21 protein-coding genes are annotated in these 15,477 nt (G+C 40.2%); 9 read left to right on the top strand and 12 right to left on the bottom strand.

All coding sequences use genetic code 11. The annotated features are described in order from the left end of the window. Window positions 1-291: a type II toxin-antitoxin system VapC family toxin gene (locus tag HFV01_RS29090; protein WP_006622769.1), complete on the top strand. Its 291-nt coding sequence runs from the start codon at window positions 1-3 to the stop codon at window positions 289-291. A 161-nt stretch (window positions 292-452) separates the two neighbouring features. Here the strand turns inward: HFV01_RS29090 and HFV01_RS29085 are convergent, their stop codons facing one another. From HFV01_RS29085 to HFV01_RS29075, 3 genes are all read right to left on the bottom strand, one after another. Further along, window positions 453-722, bottom strand: a complete 270-nt coding sequence (locus HFV01_RS29085) for a hypothetical protein (RefSeq protein ID WP_006668949.1) — start codon at window positions 720-722, stop codon at window positions 453-455. 199 nt (window positions 723-921) lie between these two features. Next, complete coding sequence (locus tag HFV01_RS29080; RefSeq protein ID WP_111890891.1) at window positions 922-1,137, bottom strand: hypothetical protein; 216 nt, start codon at window positions 1,135-1,137, stop codon at window positions 922-924. Window positions 1,138-1,140: 3 nt separating this feature from the next. Then, the gene (locus tag HFV01_RS29075; protein WP_193520674.1) at window positions 1,141-1,530 is read right to left on the bottom strand and encodes a type II toxin-antitoxin system VapC family toxin; all 390 of its coding nucleotides are present in this window, start codon (window positions 1,528-1,530) and stop codon (window positions 1,141-1,143) included. A gap of 434 nt (window positions 1,531-1,964) precedes the next feature. Here HFV01_RS29075 and HFV01_RS29070 point away from each other — a divergent pair, with 434 nt between their 5' ends. From HFV01_RS29070 to HFV01_RS29040, 7 genes are all read left to right on the top strand, one after another. Beyond that, a complete protein-coding gene (locus HFV01_RS29070; protein ID WP_006668951.1) occupies window positions 1,965-2,189 on the top strand; it encodes a UPF0175 family protein in 225 nt (74 codons plus the stop codon). A 16-nt stretch (window positions 2,190-2,205) separates the two neighbouring features. After that, the gene (locus HFV01_RS29065; protein WP_006668952.1) at window positions 2,206-2,445 is read left to right on the top strand and encodes a PIN domain-containing protein; all 240 of its coding nucleotides are present in this window, start codon (window positions 2,206-2,208) and stop codon (window positions 2,443-2,445) included. A gap of 240 nt (window positions 2,446-2,685) precedes the next feature. Beyond that, complete coding sequence (locus tag HFV01_RS29060; RefSeq protein ID WP_193520673.1) at window positions 2,686-3,855, top strand: phosphotransferase; 1,170 nt, start codon at window positions 2,686-2,688, stop codon at window positions 3,853-3,855. 24 nt (window positions 3,856-3,879) lie between these two features. Continuing rightward, window positions 3,880-4,983: a T3SS effector HopA1 family protein gene (locus HFV01_RS29055; RefSeq protein WP_193520672.1), complete on the top strand. Its 1,104-nt coding sequence runs from the start codon at window positions 3,880-3,882 to the stop codon at window positions 4,981-4,983. A gap of 188 nt (window positions 4,984-5,171) precedes the next feature. Then, window positions 5,172-5,399: a DUF433 domain-containing protein gene (locus HFV01_RS29050; protein WP_006622759.1), complete on the top strand. Its 228-nt coding sequence runs from the start codon at window positions 5,172-5,174 to the stop codon at window positions 5,397-5,399. Between the two features lie 5 nt (window positions 5,400-5,404). Continuing rightward, the gene (locus HFV01_RS29045) at window positions 5,405-5,770 is read left to right on the top strand and encodes a DUF5615 family PIN-like protein (RefSeq protein ID WP_006622758.1); all 366 of its coding nucleotides are present in this window, start codon (window positions 5,405-5,407) and stop codon (window positions 5,768-5,770) included. Between the two features lie 359 nt (window positions 5,771-6,129). Further along, window positions 6,130-6,285 (top strand): hypothetical protein, encoded by a 156-nt coding sequence (locus HFV01_RS29040; RefSeq protein ID WP_193520671.1) that lies wholly within the window; start codon window positions 6,130-6,132, stop codon window positions 6,283-6,285. A gap of 196 nt (window positions 6,286-6,481) precedes the next feature. On the opposite strand, the gene HFV01_RS29035 is transcribed toward HFV01_RS29040, so the two are convergent. The 4 genes from HFV01_RS29035 to trpS all read right to left on the bottom strand — a co-directional run bounded on the left by HFV01_RS29035 (window position 6,482) and on the right by trpS (window position 11,195). Continuing rightward, a complete protein-coding gene (locus tag HFV01_RS29035; RefSeq protein WP_187758681.1) occupies window positions 6,482-7,990 on the bottom strand; it encodes a sodium:solute symporter family protein in 1,509 nt (502 codons plus the stop codon). 21 nt (window positions 7,991-8,011) lie between these two features. Further along, entirely contained in the window at window positions 8,012-8,503 is a 492-nt protein-coding gene (locus tag HFV01_RS29030; protein ID WP_187758682.1) for a prolyl-tRNA synthetase associated domain-containing protein, read from the bottom strand. Between the two features lie 60 nt (window positions 8,504-8,563). Further along, window positions 8,564-10,114, bottom strand: a complete 1,551-nt coding sequence (locus tag HFV01_RS29025; RefSeq protein WP_187758683.1) for a cobalamin-dependent protein — start codon at window positions 10,112-10,114, stop codon at window positions 8,564-8,566. 79 nt (window positions 10,115-10,193) lie between these two features. Then, window positions 10,194-11,195: a tryptophan--tRNA ligase gene (trpS, locus tag HFV01_RS29020; RefSeq protein ID WP_187758684.1), complete on the bottom strand. Its 1,002-nt coding sequence runs from the start codon at window positions 11,193-11,195 to the stop codon at window positions 10,194-10,196. A 319-nt stretch (window positions 11,196-11,514) separates the two neighbouring features. Between trpS and HFV01_RS29015 the strand changes: the two genes are divergently transcribed. Beyond that, complete coding sequence (locus HFV01_RS29015; RefSeq protein ID WP_193520670.1) at window positions 11,515-12,885, top strand: ATP-binding protein; 1,371 nt, start codon at window positions 11,515-11,517, stop codon at window positions 12,883-12,885. A gap of 170 nt (window positions 12,886-13,055) precedes the next feature. On the opposite strand, the gene HFV01_RS29010 is transcribed toward HFV01_RS29015, so the two are convergent. The 5 genes from HFV01_RS29010 to HFV01_RS28990 all read right to left on the bottom strand — a co-directional run bounded on the left by HFV01_RS29010 (window position 13,056) and on the right by HFV01_RS28990 (window position 15,441). Further along, entirely contained in the window at window positions 13,056-13,436 is a 381-nt protein-coding gene (locus tag HFV01_RS29010) for a type II toxin-antitoxin system VapC family toxin (protein ID WP_006622746.1), read from the bottom strand. Continuing rightward, window positions 13,427-13,657: a hypothetical protein gene (locus HFV01_RS29005; protein ID WP_318286048.1), complete on the bottom strand. Its 231-nt coding sequence runs from the start codon at window positions 13,655-13,657 to the stop codon at window positions 13,427-13,429. The genes HFV01_RS29010 and HFV01_RS29005 overlap by 10 nt, the downstream gene beginning before the upstream one ends. A 529-nt stretch (window positions 13,658-14,186) precedes the next feature. Further along, a complete protein-coding gene (locus tag HFV01_RS29000) occupies window positions 14,187-14,570 on the bottom strand; it encodes an HNH endonuclease (RefSeq protein ID WP_006622744.1) in 384 nt (127 codons plus the stop codon). Window positions 14,571-14,576: 6 nt separating this feature from the next. Next, window positions 14,577-14,780, bottom strand: coding sequence for a hypothetical protein (locus HFV01_RS28995; protein ID WP_006622743.1), 204 nt, complete (start codon window positions 14,778-14,780; stop codon window positions 14,577-14,579). A gap of 394 nt (window positions 14,781-15,174) precedes the next feature. Next, entirely contained in the window at window positions 15,175-15,441 is a 267-nt protein-coding gene (locus tag HFV01_RS28990) for a hypothetical protein (RefSeq protein ID WP_006622742.1), read from the bottom strand. Between the last annotated feature and the right edge of the window lie 36 nt (window positions 15,442-15,477).

The following is a 15,477-nucleotide window of genomic DNA, read 5'->3' as shown; positions in this document are numbered from 1 at the left end:
ATGAATTGCCTACTGGATACCCATACTTTACTGTGGTACTTGCAAAACAGTGAAAATTTAAGTGATAGAGCCACCGAAATTCTGGAAGATGCCAATAACAATCTCTCCGTAAGTATTGCCAGTTTATGGGAAATTTCAATTAAATTGGGTTTAGGCAAACTTAGGTTACAGAAATCATTCTCAGAATTAGAGGAAGTGCTACAACAACTAAAAATCGGCGTTCTGCCCATTACATTCGCACTATACGGAGTTCTACCTGAGCTTACCCCTCCATCATCGCGATCCGTTTGATCGGATTTTGGTGGCACAAGCCATGAATCATCCCTTGGTTTTGATTAGTCGCGATTCGGCTTTTGATGCCTATTCCATTCACCGAGTCTGGTGATAAGTTGGCAGGATGTGAATATGGGGAATAATCGGTTCAAAATCTCTATTAACGATTCCGGTAATCATCAAATTCTCTTGCTTAGTCCACCGAAGCGACGGACATAGCCGGAACCGATTCGCACAATCCAGATTTGAGCATCAGGGTGAGTGGCTTCAAGGCGATCGCACGCGGCAATTTCACTAGCATCGACTTCAAAATCTCCAGTTTCTAAATCAATCGCCACAATCTTGCCCTCATTACCTGCCTCTACTTGTGGGCGAACCTTAAATTCATAAATTTCATCCCCAAGACGAGCGAATTCCTCTTTACTGTAGCGAGGTTGTTTAGTGGTCATAGCTTTAACTTTCCTAAAATGGCTTGACCTGATTAATTTTATCATACCAACCTACGAGGGTTTTGATTGATGGTAATTGGAACTGAGAAACCGGGTTGATGGCAAAATCTCTGTGAGGATGCAGAAAGACAGAAGGTTTCTGAGTGTAGGGGATATGGTATTTGCAATTAGGGGCGATCGCACCTAACGATGGCTCATCCTAACTGGGCTTGGTTTTCTTGACTTCACCCTCAAAATCTCGTCCACTCCAACGGGTTTTTAAACCCGGTGGGCGCGACAAATTGACAACTTCTCTGCCGCTTTCTGCTTCCTTTTTGCGGAGGTCTTCAAATATGGCATTCAAATCGTAGTTGAAAGACTTGGCATAGCGATCGCGAATTTGATGGATTTCTTCGACAATTTCATCTTTCCACATAGACTAATCTCCCATGAGTTCGTTGGGCGTACAGAGAACAGGCAGCACATAGCCACAATCTAGACTAATTTCGGCCAATTTTCCTTGAATTTGGGCATTGGCGATATGCTTGCAGTTCCATGTTAACAAATAATCCATACCGTGAACAGTGGCAGCAGCTATGTGGATCGCGTCTATCTTGGCTTTAGGGGGCAAATTGCTTCGGTCTAAAAATTGTGCTGCCAAAGCTTCTACCGCTTGATTCAAAGTCAGCAAAGGAAAATTACCTAAAATCTCTAGTCGTTGGGCGGCGATCGCTGGATCTCCTTGTGCCACTTCCTCTAAAACGGCTTCTGATGTATAGAGAGTGAAAGCGTTCCGGCGCAGTTCCCACCAGTCCCTTGTAATCTCCATGTGGGCAGCGATAATCAAGTTTTTGGTCTATCTAGCGGTGAGATACCCTAAAATACTTGTTTCGATGTAAACAGTCTCATTCATATAGATAAAAGTCAAGTCACTCTATTTTATGCGAAGGCGATCGCCTATATGTGGAGAAACCGGGTTTCTAGTGACACCTCGCTCAAGAGAGTGCATCCCCTGGAGAAACCCGGTTTCTATATCTATGTTACAACCATTGGAGGATAGGCGCGATCGCATCCCCGTTTCGCAGGGAATCGTGAAGTTGTTAGATTAACAAATTGCTGAGGGTTGTTGAGAGTTGTTGCCTCAAACCCATTGACCGGGCTAAGGAGCAATTTCAAGAGGCGATATGGTATCCGCAATTGTGGGCGATCGCTTTCGTCGCTGCTAGGATTTAAGCAGGAGATTTCAGCCTAGGAGAGTTCCCGATGAGTTTAGTGATTTCCGATGATTTAGTAAAGGCTAGTGGCTTTTCTGAAAATGAGTTATTTGGGGAAATTGTGCTGATGTTGTTTCAGCAAGATAAAATTAGTTTGGGTAAAGCCAGTGAGTTATTGGGGTGGCATCGGATGCAGTTTCAAAAACTGATTTCTGAGCGAGGTATTTGCGTCCATTATGAGATTGATGAGTTTCAGCAAGACCTCAAAACCTAGAGGAAACGGAGTGATTATGATTGTTGTCAGCAACACTTCACCCCTTATCCCATTTTTAGCGAAGGTCGAGCAATTTAGCCTAATGCCTCAGCTTTATGGTAGGATTTTAATTCCCTGTGCGGTGCATGAGGAATTGTTGGATTCCCGGGCTGGGGACACTGTGATTACAGCAGTGCGATCGGCAATTAGGATGCACAAACCTATCACAGAAACCCGGTTTCTTTGTCTCCCGTGGAGAAACCCGGTTTCTAGTTGACATCTTGGTGAGGAGGCAAAAACTCTCACAGAAACCCGGTTTCTTTGTCTAGGGAGCGATCGCAATTAGCAATAAAACAATCTAACAGCTTGTTTGACTGGCGAGATTAGTTGAAGTTTAGACATAATTGTATTAATTATGTCTTTTTAATACAGATGAAGAGGTTGGCAATAAGGCTATCATCAATTATGATGAAAATCAATCAAAACAGAGCAGCCATATTTGAGAATAATTGTAATTATGAAATTTGTGTTAAGTTCTCAAAATGTTTATGACTATTTAATCGACCAAAAAATCTGCGATCGCTCCCTAGAAAATCCAGGAGTAGAGCAGGTTGAGGCTAAAAATTTTAATTTATTGGTGACTTTACCAGAGGGTCGAAAGTTACTGGTTAAACAAGAACAATTTATCAATTCGGAAAAAGAAACTGTGGGCGAGTTTTTTGGGGAATGGCGAATCCCCAAATTTCTACAGAGCTTTCCTGAATTTGACCATTGGCGTAGTTTTCTGCCAGAATTACTGCTCCACGATGCTGATAACTCAATTTTAGTTTCTACTTATCTGGATAATTATCAGGATTTAGCAGAGTTTTATTCTAAAAACAATCTCTTTCCGGTTCAGGTTGCTGCTCAAATTGGCAGTTGTTTGGCGACGATTCATCGTGATACCTGGAATCAGAGTATTTATCGGGAATTTTTTGTCCAAGAAGAGGTGGCAGGAAAACCCAAAGTATCTCCGCTATTATTAGAGAGTTTGGAAAGGATCGGTCCTGAAATTTTTGGTATGGCTCCGATGGATGGATTGAAATTTTTTGCACTTTATCAACGATATGATAGCTTAGGACAAGCAGTTCATCGAGTCACTGAAACTATTTCTCCTGTTTGTCTGACTCACAATGACATCAAGCTGAATAATATTCTTCTGAATCGAAACTGGGAAGATATTAATGGAAATGCGATCCGCTTGATTGATTGGGAAAGGTCTGATTGGGGAGATCCAGCATTTGATTTGGGAATGGCGATCGCCAGTTATCTACAAATTTGGTTGGGTAGCTTAGTGATTAGTAATTCTCTTAGTATTGAAGAATCTTTGCGACTAGCCACTACTCCCCTAGAATTACTTCAGCCATCTATCGGTGGGTTAACTTTAGCTTATTTAGAAACTTTCCCAGAAATCTTAGAATATCGTCCTGATTTCTTAAAGCAGGTCGTACAGTTGGCAGGTTTTTCTTTAATTATTGGGATTTTGGCAATGATTCAGTATCAAAAAACCTTTAATAATACGGGAATTGCTATGCTTCAGGTAGCCAAGGCTTTGTTATCTCGTCCTGAATCATCAATGCCCACGATTTTTGGGGCTACTGCTACTCAGTTAAATCAGATGAATTCTTCTGTTGTTGGCAAAGTTTAATATCGTTGAGTATCTTGAAAAATCATGTCATTACTTAATTCTCAATCTCATCAATTAGCCTCTGAAGTTGGAGGTCGGTTAAAGGAAGTTTTGTCAGATATTGTTGAAAATGTCCAAATTTCCGCCGATTTTTCGATTCATCATCCGAACTATCAACCCTGGGAAATGCCTGCTGAGATATTGCCTCGGATTCAGGCTTTACCCCAGGAAATGCAGGATAAGTACATGAGCTTACAGTTGCGGAGTTTTCTTTATGGCATTTATTATAATGGGTCGATGCAAGCATCCCAAGCATTAGGTTCTGAGAATAAGGGTCAGCCATTAGATTTGGAGAATAATAGTTTTGCGGGCGTAGCTATGGACTTTTATTTACAGTTGGAAGCAGCGAACAAGGGTGAGGGATATTTTGATGCGGGTTGGTCGATTTTGAGAGAAGAAACCGATGGCAGTTTGGCTGTAACTAAGGGCGGTTTGCGGCTGCATATCCAACGGGAAAAGCATCTTCAAGAGTCTGAAAAAGCGGCAGCAGTGGGGGATGTTGTGTCAATTTTGATGCCTAAGAATTTGGTGCAAAATGGCTTTTATATGGCGGTGGGTAATGCCGGTTTACAGAGAGAGGAAGCTATGGTGCGGATCTATTTTAATGTTACTCCTGAAGGTGCGGTGGCTGTGATGGCTGGGTTGACTGAAAGGTTAAATGAGAGGGGCATTCCTTTTAGTTTTAAGGCTTTGTATAATCCGGCTGATTATCAACGGTATGATGCTGGGGTGCTTTATTTTGGCAAAACAGATTATGAGTTGGTCAGGCAGGTTGTGGCTCATGTTTATCAAGAAAATAAGTCTGTTTTTAAGCCAGAAATACCTTTGTTTACTCTGGAGTTAGCACCGGGTTTGGGGTTGGCGGAAGAACCGGACAAAAAGTTTGGCAGTGAGGAGAGTTTTGGGATGAATCGCTGTCAGATTATAGCTAATGGGTTATTGATGGCTTGGCAACAGGAGGACAATTCTGCGGCGGGTCGGATTGCTGCTATTTCTGAGCAGTTTTCTGGGTTGGGGATTGATTGGCAGCGTCCTTATTTGAATGCAGATTCTGAGGATGTTTATCAGGGATTAGAGTTCGCAGGCTGATATTAGTCGCCTATCTGGGAATCAAAGAGCGATTGCCTCCGGGGTGCTGCGCGAACTCCTCTTGGAGCAGAGCTCAGGGAGTCAGAAAAGCGATCGCTTCGACCAGGCTCAGATATCGCTCTCGTAGCCGGTTGGTTTTATGCTAAACTAGGACAAGTTATGCTTAACAATTTGGTAGAGGGCAAACCATGCTTAATTGGCAAGAACAAATTGAGAAAAACCCCAATATTTGTCATGGCAAACCTTGTATTAAAGGAACCAGGATTATGGTTTCGGTCATCCTGGATAACCTGGCTGAGGGATTGACATTAGCAGAAATTGTTGAGGAATATCCACCGTTGACTTTAGAAAATGTGCGCTCGGCGATCGCTTATGCGGCGGCACTAGCAAGAGAAGAAGAACTGTCGCCAACGTGATCATAATGCTCTTAGTCAAATTAGACGAAAATCTTAGTATTACCCATGCAGAGTTTCTCCGAAATGAAGGTTACGATTGCGATCGAGTTACTGATGAAGGATTGTCTGGTGAAGACGATGAAGTTGTATGGCAGCAAGTTTGTACTGAGGGACGCTTTTTTATTACTCTCGACTTAGATTTTTCTGATGTCCGACGTTTTCCACCCGGAACTCATCCGGGAATTTTACTGTTGCGTTCTCGCTGTGGAAGTCGTCAGGCCGTGCTTGATGTTTTGCAGCGGGTTGTGCGGGAAGATCCACTGGCGACTTTACAAGGTTGTCTGGTGGTGGCAGATGACATACAAACCCGAATTCGTCGTCCGTCTGTTTGAGGCTGATGATTGAGATTAAACAGAGCGGTAAGGGTCGCTATGCCGTCAGGCTTATCGCCTATCTGGGAAAGAGCGATCGGCCCATCGGTAGATTTTAGCCTCATTAGGTCATGGGGCTATTTTTTTGACCCGCCACCACCCGAACCCTGGGGGGAGCGAGATAAAAAAGACATAATTGTGTTAGTTATGTCTCGAAAAACCAACCTCGGTGATACGAAATCATGGGGATTTGCGGTCATCATCTACGTGAAATTACGGTGTTGTGTCCGGTAAAATTGAGACATAATTGTGCTAGTTAGAGGATTGGGGCGATCGCATCCCCGTTTCGCAGGGAATCGTGAAGTTGTTAGATTAACAACTTGCTGAGGGTTGTTGAGTGTTGTTGCCTCAAACCCATTGACCGGGCTAAGGAGCAATTTAAAGAGGCGATATGGCCTCCGCAATTGTGGGCGATCGCACCCCCGGCTGCTAAGATTGAAGCAGATGTAGGCTCTGTCACCCTCTGCCACAAATGAGGGGAATAACCCAAATATTCTAACTTAGAGTCACACCCCATTCCATTCAGGGTTTAATGGTGATGCTGCGTTCTGAGGGATGAGGGGGATTGAGTAAAAATTAGGCTCCGTACTCCCCCCCAGAAGACACCCTGCTGCTCTCGCTCAATCAAGGGAATGGCTTCTATACACCAATCATCCAGTCAAGCCATAATTTTTAAGTGTGTCTTATTTTACGATAATGCAAAATAAATAATAAACATAAAACAAAGCAAAGCATGGCAGGAATTAAGTTTATGAGTAAATTAGTAAAATAACCATTTATGAATAAAAATACATATAATGCAGAGCTAATCCACATACTTAAAGCAATATATTTATCTAAATAATTGGATTTTTCTATAAAACCCGCAATGCCCAACAAAAAAACTGGAGTCATTATAAACAAAAAACTAGACGCATCAAATAAAAGTCTAATTATATCAGTAATAGAGGCTGAAAATATAGTCATTATAGCTAAAAAAATAACAACTACTACTCTTGATGTTTTGACGTACTTTTCTTGAGAAAAAGTGTTTTTTTGAGTTAATAAATTTTTAATAAATGTAGAGCAGAACACATAAGCAAATGTATCTAAAGTTGACATACTTGCAGCAATTATGGCAACAGCAATATAGGCTAGTATTAGAGAAGGAATTCCTTGTTCTTTAAAAAGCATAAATAAAACTTGATCAGAAGCTATTTCTGATTCCAAAATTTGTTGTGCACCAAAACCAATAAAAATCAAGCTTAAAGTCATAATTAATAAAATTATAGCTGAAATGGGAAAACTTACTCTTATGACATGATTGTTTTTTGCAGAAATGATTCTTTGCCACACTTCTGCGCCCGATGTAATAGAGAGAAAACCAATTCCAAACAACCCTATCGAGTCTAATAGATTTAGCGAAAATAAGCTGTTTAAATCCAGTATGTTACTAACAGAAGGCCGTATAAAAAAAGGCACAAAAATTAACATAAACACCAAAACCAGTTGAATTACATCTGTTTTTACAACAGAACTATACCCACCAGATACCATATATATTGCTACTACCAGAAAGGTAGTACAAGCACTGAAATAGAAAGAAATAGAAAAAATTTCTTGTAATAAATTGCTAATAACAAATATTTGTATTGCTACATACACAGAAGAAAAAACAAGAATAATTACTGATACAGTTAACTCTGTTATCCTTCCCAGGTGTGCAGACAACATATCACTAATATTTATATAATTTTCTTTTTTCGCTGTTTCTCTAAAGCGTGGTCCTATTATTGAGAGCAAAAAAATTGATGTCATCATTCCACAAATCAACCATAATCCACCATAGCCAATTGTAAATCCTGTCCCAATCCAAAATATAAGCCCCACTCCATCTCGAAAACCAGCTCCTATAGAACCTGCTGTTGATATATAGCCCACATTCCGAGAGCCTATTATATAATCTTCATGGTTCTTTTCATTAAACACCTTATATCCAATTACAGCCAATCCAGCTAAGTAAAAGCTAATAAAAACTATAGTAATCAAACCAGTGCCGAAATTAAACATATTTTTATTCAGATTTATGATAGAAACGCTTGCAGAAACAATAAATTTATAAGCTGTTGGGTATTTAAACTGGAGGGTCCTACGGAGCAAGATGCTAACACTCCCAGCATTGTGGGTAAAAATTTTTCCCAATTTAGATGCTGAATAGCTTAGTCATATAATAATAATTTTTGAAAAATCTATAATATCAAAATTATTTTTAGTCCATTTCAAATATTTTATAAAATCACTTTTATTGATAATAATTCCGCTGGTGTTTTCATCAACATGAAATGCAAGCTTTTCATTTTTCATTACATCAATATCAATAATAACATTAACTTTATTATCTAAATCGTGAATTAAACCAAATGGAGAAACTGAACCAGGAGTTTGTCCCAGACATTCTAATAGTCTTTCTTCCGAAGAAAGACTTAATCGTTTTTCTCCTAAATTTTTAGCCAATAAATCTAAGTTTACTTGTTTTTCAGGTTTTATAATAACTAAATAGTATTTATTGCCCTTTCGATTGCGAAAAAACAAGTTTTTACTTGTCCCAACATTAAATTGGGCATAGTATTTTTCACCTTCTTCACTATTATTAACTGGTGGATGCAATACTTTTTCATACTCTATACCTACTTGATCTAAAATTTCATATATCATTTGATAACTCAACTCCTTGCTACAATTTTACTGGAAAGATCTATCAATTAAGAATTTACATCAGTTAGTATATTTCCATGTCGAATTAGGAAAAGCAGTTTGCCAATTATATGTTGACTGCAAATTATTAAGTTCTTTAGTTCGATGAACAATTAGCTCTTCTATTGTTGATGGATTTGGAATATTTTCTGTTCTATGATGGGTGGTAAATAGGGAATATCCAGGATAATCTCTGGTATTAATTATATTTTTGTAGTTATTTTTAAACCATACAGTTCCCGGCAACATTGTTGCACTTAATGTCAATGCAGCATCTAAATATCCTTCTTTAATCATCTCTTTGTGAACATTTATATCATGATTGACTATTTCAATAGTATGTTCGGGAGTGCCAATAATATCGCTAGTGAAAACATAAATATTACCTTCTAGCCTCAGTTTTTTGAGGCATTCAAAGTTTTTTACATACTTACTCACCATTGTTTGCGTAGCACTAGATCCTTTATTCCATGCTCTAGGGTTAAACGGCATATAAATGCCTGTAAGTTTCGCCTTGCTTGTTTGATTATGGTTGATAAGTTTTTCTGTGATGGAAGGACTTAAGGTTTCAAAATCAAATCCTCCAGATATTTGCCAATGCAAGTTATATTTATCTAAAAGCTTTAATTTTTTTTCTAAAGCTTCTGTTTGATATATAAAAGCATCATCTTGGACAATAATTTCTTGGATCCCATATTCTGTAAAAATTTTGAGCTGCTCATCAATTAAATCCCAATCCCAGTAAGTGGTTGTATTGCCTTCTTGATTTCCAGCAACACAGAACTCACAACTCCTAAAGCATCCCTTGGAAAACATAAAATCTATTGACTTTCGACCAAAAGATGGATAAGAATACATTTGATCTACAGGATATCCCGTATCTTCAATGATGGAATAGTCAAGCAGAGGAAATTTTTCTAAAGGTTGAAATTGGCCGTGAATAACTTTAGAATTAAGGCGACCTATTACTAGGTCGTTTATCACCGTTATACCATCACCCGTTATAACATGATCTACCCATGTGTTTTCTTGGATAAACTCATCCCACAAAGCTGAGATATGTTGTCCTCCAAATACAACTTTTGTTTTTGGAAAATTCTCCTTTATGGCTCGACCAAGAGTGGTCGCAGATCTATAATTTGCACTAGCAATTAAAGGGATAAAAACAAAGTCTGGATGGATTTTTTCTATTTCTTTTAAAGTTTCTTCTATAGGATTACCCGTTCTTGCGATCACTCTAATAATTTCGCTTGTATTGAAAGCAGAATATTTTTCAACAAACTCTTTGGGAGAATTGGATTCAAAGTATTCATTTTTTAGATTGCGGTATTCCTCTAAAGATATATCAAGCTCTTGGTATTTATACTCATTTTTATCATTCAGTCGAGTAGAATACAAACGGCTTTTCTTTAAACCGTTGTTTCTGACTACCTCATCTAAATATCTTACATCATGGCCTTGTTGCTTCAGATGAGAAGCCAAATACCAAATACCAAGATAAACACTCGTCCTGACCATTTCCCAGGTAGCATCAGTTTCTAGAGCGGGTTTTACAAAAATTACACTAGCCATTTTTATCTCACTTTTAAAATACTTAATGTGCAGAAGAGGGCAACTTGCGATAGATAAAAGAGGAGACATAGCAAGTGATTTACCAATATTGGATTCCTATCGCCTCCTTCACTTCATAAAGTGTCTGACTTGCCACTAGACGAGCTTTTTCAGTTCCTTGCTGAATAATAGACATAACATAGCCAATATCTTTAGCAAACTGCTCACGCCGTTCACGAATTGGTTGGAGGGTAGATTGTAAAACATAATTGAGATGTTTTTTAACTTTCATGTCACCAAGTCCACCACGCCTATAGTAAGCTTTCATTTCTTCTAATGCCTCTTGATCGCTGTCAAAAGCATCTAAATACCTAAAAACGGGATTTCCTTCCACTGTGCCAGGATCTTCTACCCTTATATGGTTAGGGTCGGTGTACATCTCTTTTACTTTACGCCAAATCTCATCGCTACTGTCTTTTAGATATATAGCGTTCCCCAGAGATTTACTCATCTTTGCCTTTCCGTCAATTCCTGGCAACCTTGCAACATCAGCAATCATAGCCTGCGGTTTAATGAGAATTTGGCAATTATATAAGTTATTAAAACGCTGTACTATGTCGGATGTTTGTTCTATCATAGGCAATTGGTCATTTCCAACTGGTACTAGAGTCGCTTTAAAGGCAGTAATATCTGCTGCTTGGCTAACAGGATACATTAAAAATCCAGCCGGAATTTGCTTGCCAAACGCCTTCTGGTTAATTTCATCTTTAACTGTAGGATTGCGTTCCAGGTGATTAACAGAAACAATATTGAGGTAATACATTGTTAGTTCAGCTAACTCTGGAACTTTAGATTGAACAAAAACGGTAGTTGCATCGGGGTCAATTCCCACAGCCAAGTAATCTAATACTACCTCAGTTAGATTGGAGCTAACTTTGGCAGGATTGTCTGCATTGTCTGTCAAGGCTTGCATATCCGCAATAATAAGAAACTGAGTGTGCTGATGTTGCAACTCAACACGATTTCGTAATGAGCCAACGTAGTGGCCTAAATGGAGAGGTCCAGTTGGCCGATCGCCGGTAAGAATAATATGCTTAGTCATTTGCTTAATGCTTATCTCTTTTCTTGCGGTTGAAAGATTGGGTGCGATATGAGGACACTTATAATTTATTTTGTATTATCAAAGGCCACATCAAATTATCTTACAAATAAATGAGCTACTTGTTTTATTGATTGATGCAAACTATTTTCGCAACTGATTTTTAGTTCGTCAACCCCATGACAGGGGGATTTAGGGGGGTATTTCCTAGGATGTTAAAAGTAAAAAAAGGGGGGGAATGTGGGATTTTGTTGCCAGACGGGGGGAAATGTGGGATAATAGGGGGTTAAAGTACCCAAAAGTAGGAGCCAATTGAGGAGCTATGGAGATTCATGAAGCCTTGCAGTGGACGGATGAGTTGATTTTTGGCAAGACTGGGAAGCATCTGGACTCGCTGCAACGGGCTATCTTGGAGGGGGTATGGGAACACAAGGGATATCAGGATATCGCTGAGGAATACCATTGCAGCAGTGATCATGTCCGGAAGTCGGCATCGGAATTATGGAAACTCCTGTCGGAGCTTTTGGGAGAGGATGTAAAAAAGAAGAATGTCCGATCGCTTATCGAAAATGGAATATTCTATTCATTTAATACAGGCAGTCTGCACATTGGTAATAACATAAATTTCTGTAGTGATTTATACAATCCCTCAAAAATCCCGCCCAACCGATCGCCCCAAGACACCACCACCCCCCCACCTCCACCACGCCACGACCTCAGCCGAGCCCCCGAAAATAGCCGCCACTTCTACGATCGCACCCAGGAACTAGCTACCCTCAAGCAGTGGATACTAGAAGAACATAGCCGCATTGTCAGCCTAACCGGACTATCCGGAATTGGGAAAACCGCCCTGGCTAGAAAACTGGTAGAAGAGATTAAAGACAACTTCGATCGCACTCTGTGGCGCAGTCATCGCCAATTCCCCAATTTCAACGCCCTACAAAGTCATATCATCGAATCTCTCGCCCCACCACCTCCCAGCCACAACCCATCAATCATCAACTATTTAAACTCTCGTAACTCTTTTTTAGACCATCTCAGAAACCACCGTTGTTTAATCATCCTCGACGACTTTCAAGAAACCTTAAACCCTGGAGAATTAGTCGGCAATTATCGCCCAGAATACCAAAACTATAGTCATCTCCTCCATGAAATTGGCAGATGCTCTCATCAAAGTTGTCTGTTGCTACTCGGTTGGGAACAACCCCTAGAAATCGCCGCCATGGAAGCTGAAGAAAACTACGGCAAAACTCTACAAATTGCGGGGTTAGGGAAATCAGCCAGCCAACTCCTCACGGCTAGAAAACTCAAAGATAAACCTGAATGGTCAAAGCTGATTGAACTGTACAATGGCAACCCTTTATGGTTAAGTATAATCGCCACTGATATCCTAGAACTATTTAACGGTAGTGTCCAAAAATTCCTATCCTATCCTACTCTATATTTAGGAAGTCTAGAAACTCTCATCAAACCACATTATCAACGGTTGTCGGAAGTCGAGAAAATCCTCATGGGGTGGTTAGCTAACCAAGAAAAATCCGTAGATATCAGCCAGAAACCACCCGAACTTTTATCAGATGCCGATTTTCTGAAAGGGATACAATCTTTAACCCGACGAAATTTCCTGAACAAATCATCCGGTTTCACCCTACAACCAGTGATTAAACAATATGTGAAAAATTTAATTTCCTAGGCTGGCGTTACGGGGCGGATTTTTCGGCTAATTATTAGGTAATTAAATTCTCGTCGCCCCTAACACTACCCGTTAGGCTATTTATGGAGAAACCGGGTTTCTTTAATAAATCTTGGCAGAAATGCGCTGTTGTAGAAACCCAGTTTCTTTTCCTGACCATAGCCCACCCATTAAGGTAAGTCAGTGCTAAATTTAGCCTGTAATTGCCGATCCAACGTTAGCAAGCGTAACCCATAAACCTTCGCCGTTGCTGCAATAATCGCATCCGGCAACTTCACATTATGGTTGCGTCGAAAGGCGATCGCCTCTTGTTCAATTTTTTCATCTAATTTCAAGACTAATAAATTTGCCAACAAGTTTTGAATCGTCTGCTCCTCTTCTGCCTCTAAGTTAGGATAACTGAGTAACTCCATTCGCGTAATTTGACTGATGGCACAGTTCTCAAATTCTAGCTGCTCGGTTGCCAGCAATGCGATCGCTGATGAATAGGCTTTGAGAATGGCGATCGCCACATTAGTATCTAATATTAATCTACAACAAATCAATCCCACTCATCACGCATCTGACGCTGAATTACAACCGGATCGTCTTGAAAATTGGGTGAATTTTGCAGCTTTCCCACAAAGTCAGCTAATGTATTTTTGGTCAAGGGTTCACTCCCAGGATCGGAGATAGGTATGACCATGATTTCCACTTCTTGATCCGGTAGAGAAAGCGATTCATTCAAAATAATAGTTTGACCGCGCTTAATTCCTTTAGCTCGAATGATCATAAATTTTCTTAAGCCGTTTAGTTAATGCCATAATTATAACATAATTCATTTCGGCATTGCTTGAGTAGCAGAATATTTGCTATAAATAGATGTTTGATGCCCTTCAGGAGTTTCCAGAGGATTTGCCAATTGAGCGCGATCGCTCCCTACCGATGGAACGAGAGCAAATTGTATGAAAATTTTGCTTGATACGGATATTTGTATCTATACAATTAGATGATTTTTGTCTGGTTGATGATGGTGCGTTACCGAGCGGATTTTTCGGCTAATTATTAGGTAATTAAATTCTCGTCGCCCCTAACACTACCCGTTAGGCTATTCAGGGAGAAACCGGGTTTCTTTAATAAATCTTGGCAGAAATGCGCTGTTGTAGAAACCCAGTTTCTTTTCGGGGGTGCGATCGCTTCGCTCTCCAGCCATAGCCATCATCAAAAAATGCACACAATGTTCTTGGAATCAGAGAAAGCGATCGCTCGACCTCTACTTAATTGATATCTTCCGGGGGTGGATGTCGCCCCAGTAATTCTTCTTATGCCCGAATTGCCAACATCGTTGACCGATTCAAATTAAGAACTTTCACCGTTGCTCTACCCGTTGCCGTTAACCCGACGATCGCCTCCACGCCATTCCCAGCAAAATGAGTATTCCATCTTTGTTGGCGAGGATTAAAAATACAGACAACCTCGCCTGTTTCAGGATCCTCAATTTCCTGACGCGCTCCCTTGCGAAGCGAACAGGAAACACAAGCAAGATCTAAATTGTCTGCCGTAGTTTCGCCCCCAGCCACAACGGGAATAATATGGTCGATGTGAAATGTAGCGACTTGACCCACCTGAGAAATCCCGCAATATTCACAACGATTATTGGCTCGCTGAATCACCAAGCGACGGAGAGTAGCTGGAATTTTGGTCATTGATAATTATTGACTCACTCGCGTTGAACGTAACTGTAACAAAGATAAAAATTCCACCAGTTCCACCAGTCCCTCGGCTTCCTGTTTTTCTGCTTGAGACAAAGGATAGCCTTCATCCTGACGATCTAAGAGAAATTGCAATCGATTTTGAACGGCTGGGGGCAGTTGAAAGCGAGTCAGTTCAATGGGAATTTCGACGATTTCGGGCATAAGTGTCGTTAGCCTAGGTCTGTATTTACGATGATTCTATTCTAATCGCCCGATCTGAGAAACCGAGGTTCTTTAATAAATATTAACATAAAACCAAAATTATCGCAGAAACCCGGTTTTTTTTCGGGGGTGCGATCGCCTGGACTAGGAAATCTGAATTAATTTTATAGATTGCCATACAGAATTGCTTGACGAGCATAATATTTGCTATAATAAATAATAGTATCTCCCCTCCCCCCCTTCTGTATATACGGAGTGACCAATGGACACGGCAAAGCTGTTTATGAGTGGGAATAGTCAGGCGGTACTCTTGCCTAAGAGTTATCGTTTTTCTGGAGATGAAGATGAATAGGCTTTGAGAATGGCGATCGCCACATTAGTATCTAATAACAATTTAATCCCACTCATCACGCATCTGACGCTGAATTACAACCGGATCGTCTTGAAAATTGGGTGAATTTTGCAGCTTTCCCACAAAGTCAGCTAATGTATTTTTTGTCAAGGGTTCACTCCCAGGATCGGAGATAGGTATGACCATGATTTCCACTTCTTGATCCGGTAGAGAAAGCGATTCATTCAAAATAATAGTTTGACCGCGCTTAATTCCTTTAGCTCGAATGATCATAAATTTTCGGAAGCCATTTAGTTGAGTTAATGCCATAATTATAACATAATTCATTTCGGCATGGCTTGACGA

Origin of the sequence: Limnospira fusiformis SAG 85.79 (assembly GCF_012516315.1) — a bacterium.
Taxonomy (GTDB): Bacteria; Cyanobacteriota; Cyanobacteriia; order Cyanobacteriales; family Microcoleaceae; genus Limnospira; species Limnospira fusiformis.
Note: the sequence above shows the minus strand (reverse complement) of the source record. Positions and strands in the feature narration are given on the sequence as shown.

Bases quoted from the DNA above. Each gene is read 5' to 3' on its own strand.
- HFV01_RS29090 (WP_006622769.1), top strand. From the start codon at position 1: ATGAATTGCCTACTGGATACCCATACTTTACTGTGGTACTTGCAAAAC.
- HFV01_RS29085 (WP_006668949.1), bottom strand. From the start codon at position 722: ATGACCACTAAACAACCTCGCTACAGTAAAGAGGAATTCGCTCGTCTT.
- HFV01_RS29080 (WP_111890891.1), bottom strand. From the start codon at position 1,137: ATGTGGAAAGATGAAATTGTCGAAGAAATCCATCAAATTCGCGATCGC.
- HFV01_RS29075 (WP_193520674.1), bottom strand. From the start codon at position 1,530: ATGGAGATTACAAGGGACTGGTGGGAACTGCGCCGGAACGCTTTCACT.
- HFV01_RS29070 (WP_006668951.1), top strand. From the start codon at position 1,965: ATGAGTTTAGTGATTTCCGATGATTTAGTAAAGGCTAGTGGCTTTTCT.
- HFV01_RS29065 (WP_006668952.1), top strand. From the start codon at position 2,206: ATGATTGTTGTCAGCAACACTTCACCCCTTATCCCATTTTTAGCGAAG.
- HFV01_RS29060 (WP_193520673.1), top strand. From the start codon at position 2,686: ATGAAATTTGTGTTAAGTTCTCAAAATGTTTATGACTATTTAATCGAC.
- HFV01_RS29055 (WP_193520672.1), top strand. From the start codon at position 3,880: ATGTCATTACTTAATTCTCAATCTCATCAATTAGCCTCTGAAGTTGGA.
- HFV01_RS29050 (WP_006622759.1), top strand. From the start codon at position 5,172: ATGCTTAATTGGCAAGAACAAATTGAGAAAAACCCCAATATTTGTCAT.
- HFV01_RS29045 (WP_006622758.1), top strand. From the start codon at position 5,405: ATGCTCTTAGTCAAATTAGACGAAAATCTTAGTATTACCCATGCAGAG.
- HFV01_RS29030 (WP_187758682.1), bottom strand. From the start codon at position 8,503: ATGATATATGAAATTTTAGATCAAGTAGGTATAGAGTATGAAAAAGTA.
- HFV01_RS29025 (WP_187758683.1), bottom strand. From the start codon at position 10,114: ATGGCTAGTGTAATTTTTGTAAAACCCGCTCTAGAAACTGATGCTACC.
- trpS (WP_187758684.1), bottom strand. From the start codon at position 11,195: ATGACTAAGCATATTATTCTTACCGGCGATCGGCCAACTGGACCTCTC.
- HFV01_RS29015 (WP_193520670.1), top strand. From the start codon at position 11,515: ATGGAGATTCATGAAGCCTTGCAGTGGACGGATGAGTTGATTTTTGGC.
- HFV01_RS29005 (WP_318286048.1), bottom strand. From the start codon at position 13,657: ATGATCATTCGAGCTAAAGGAATTAAGCGCGGTCAAACTATTATTTTG.
- HFV01_RS29000 (WP_006622744.1), bottom strand. From the start codon at position 14,570: ATGACCAAAATTCCAGCTACTCTCCGTCGCTTGGTGATTCAGCGAGCC.
- HFV01_RS28995 (WP_006622743.1), bottom strand. From the start codon at position 14,780: ATGCCCGAAATCGTCGAAATTCCCATTGAACTGACTCGCTTTCAACTG.
- HFV01_RS28990 (WP_006622742.1), bottom strand. From the start codon at position 15,441: ATGGCATTAACTCAACTAAATGGCTTCCGAAAATTTATGATCATTCGA.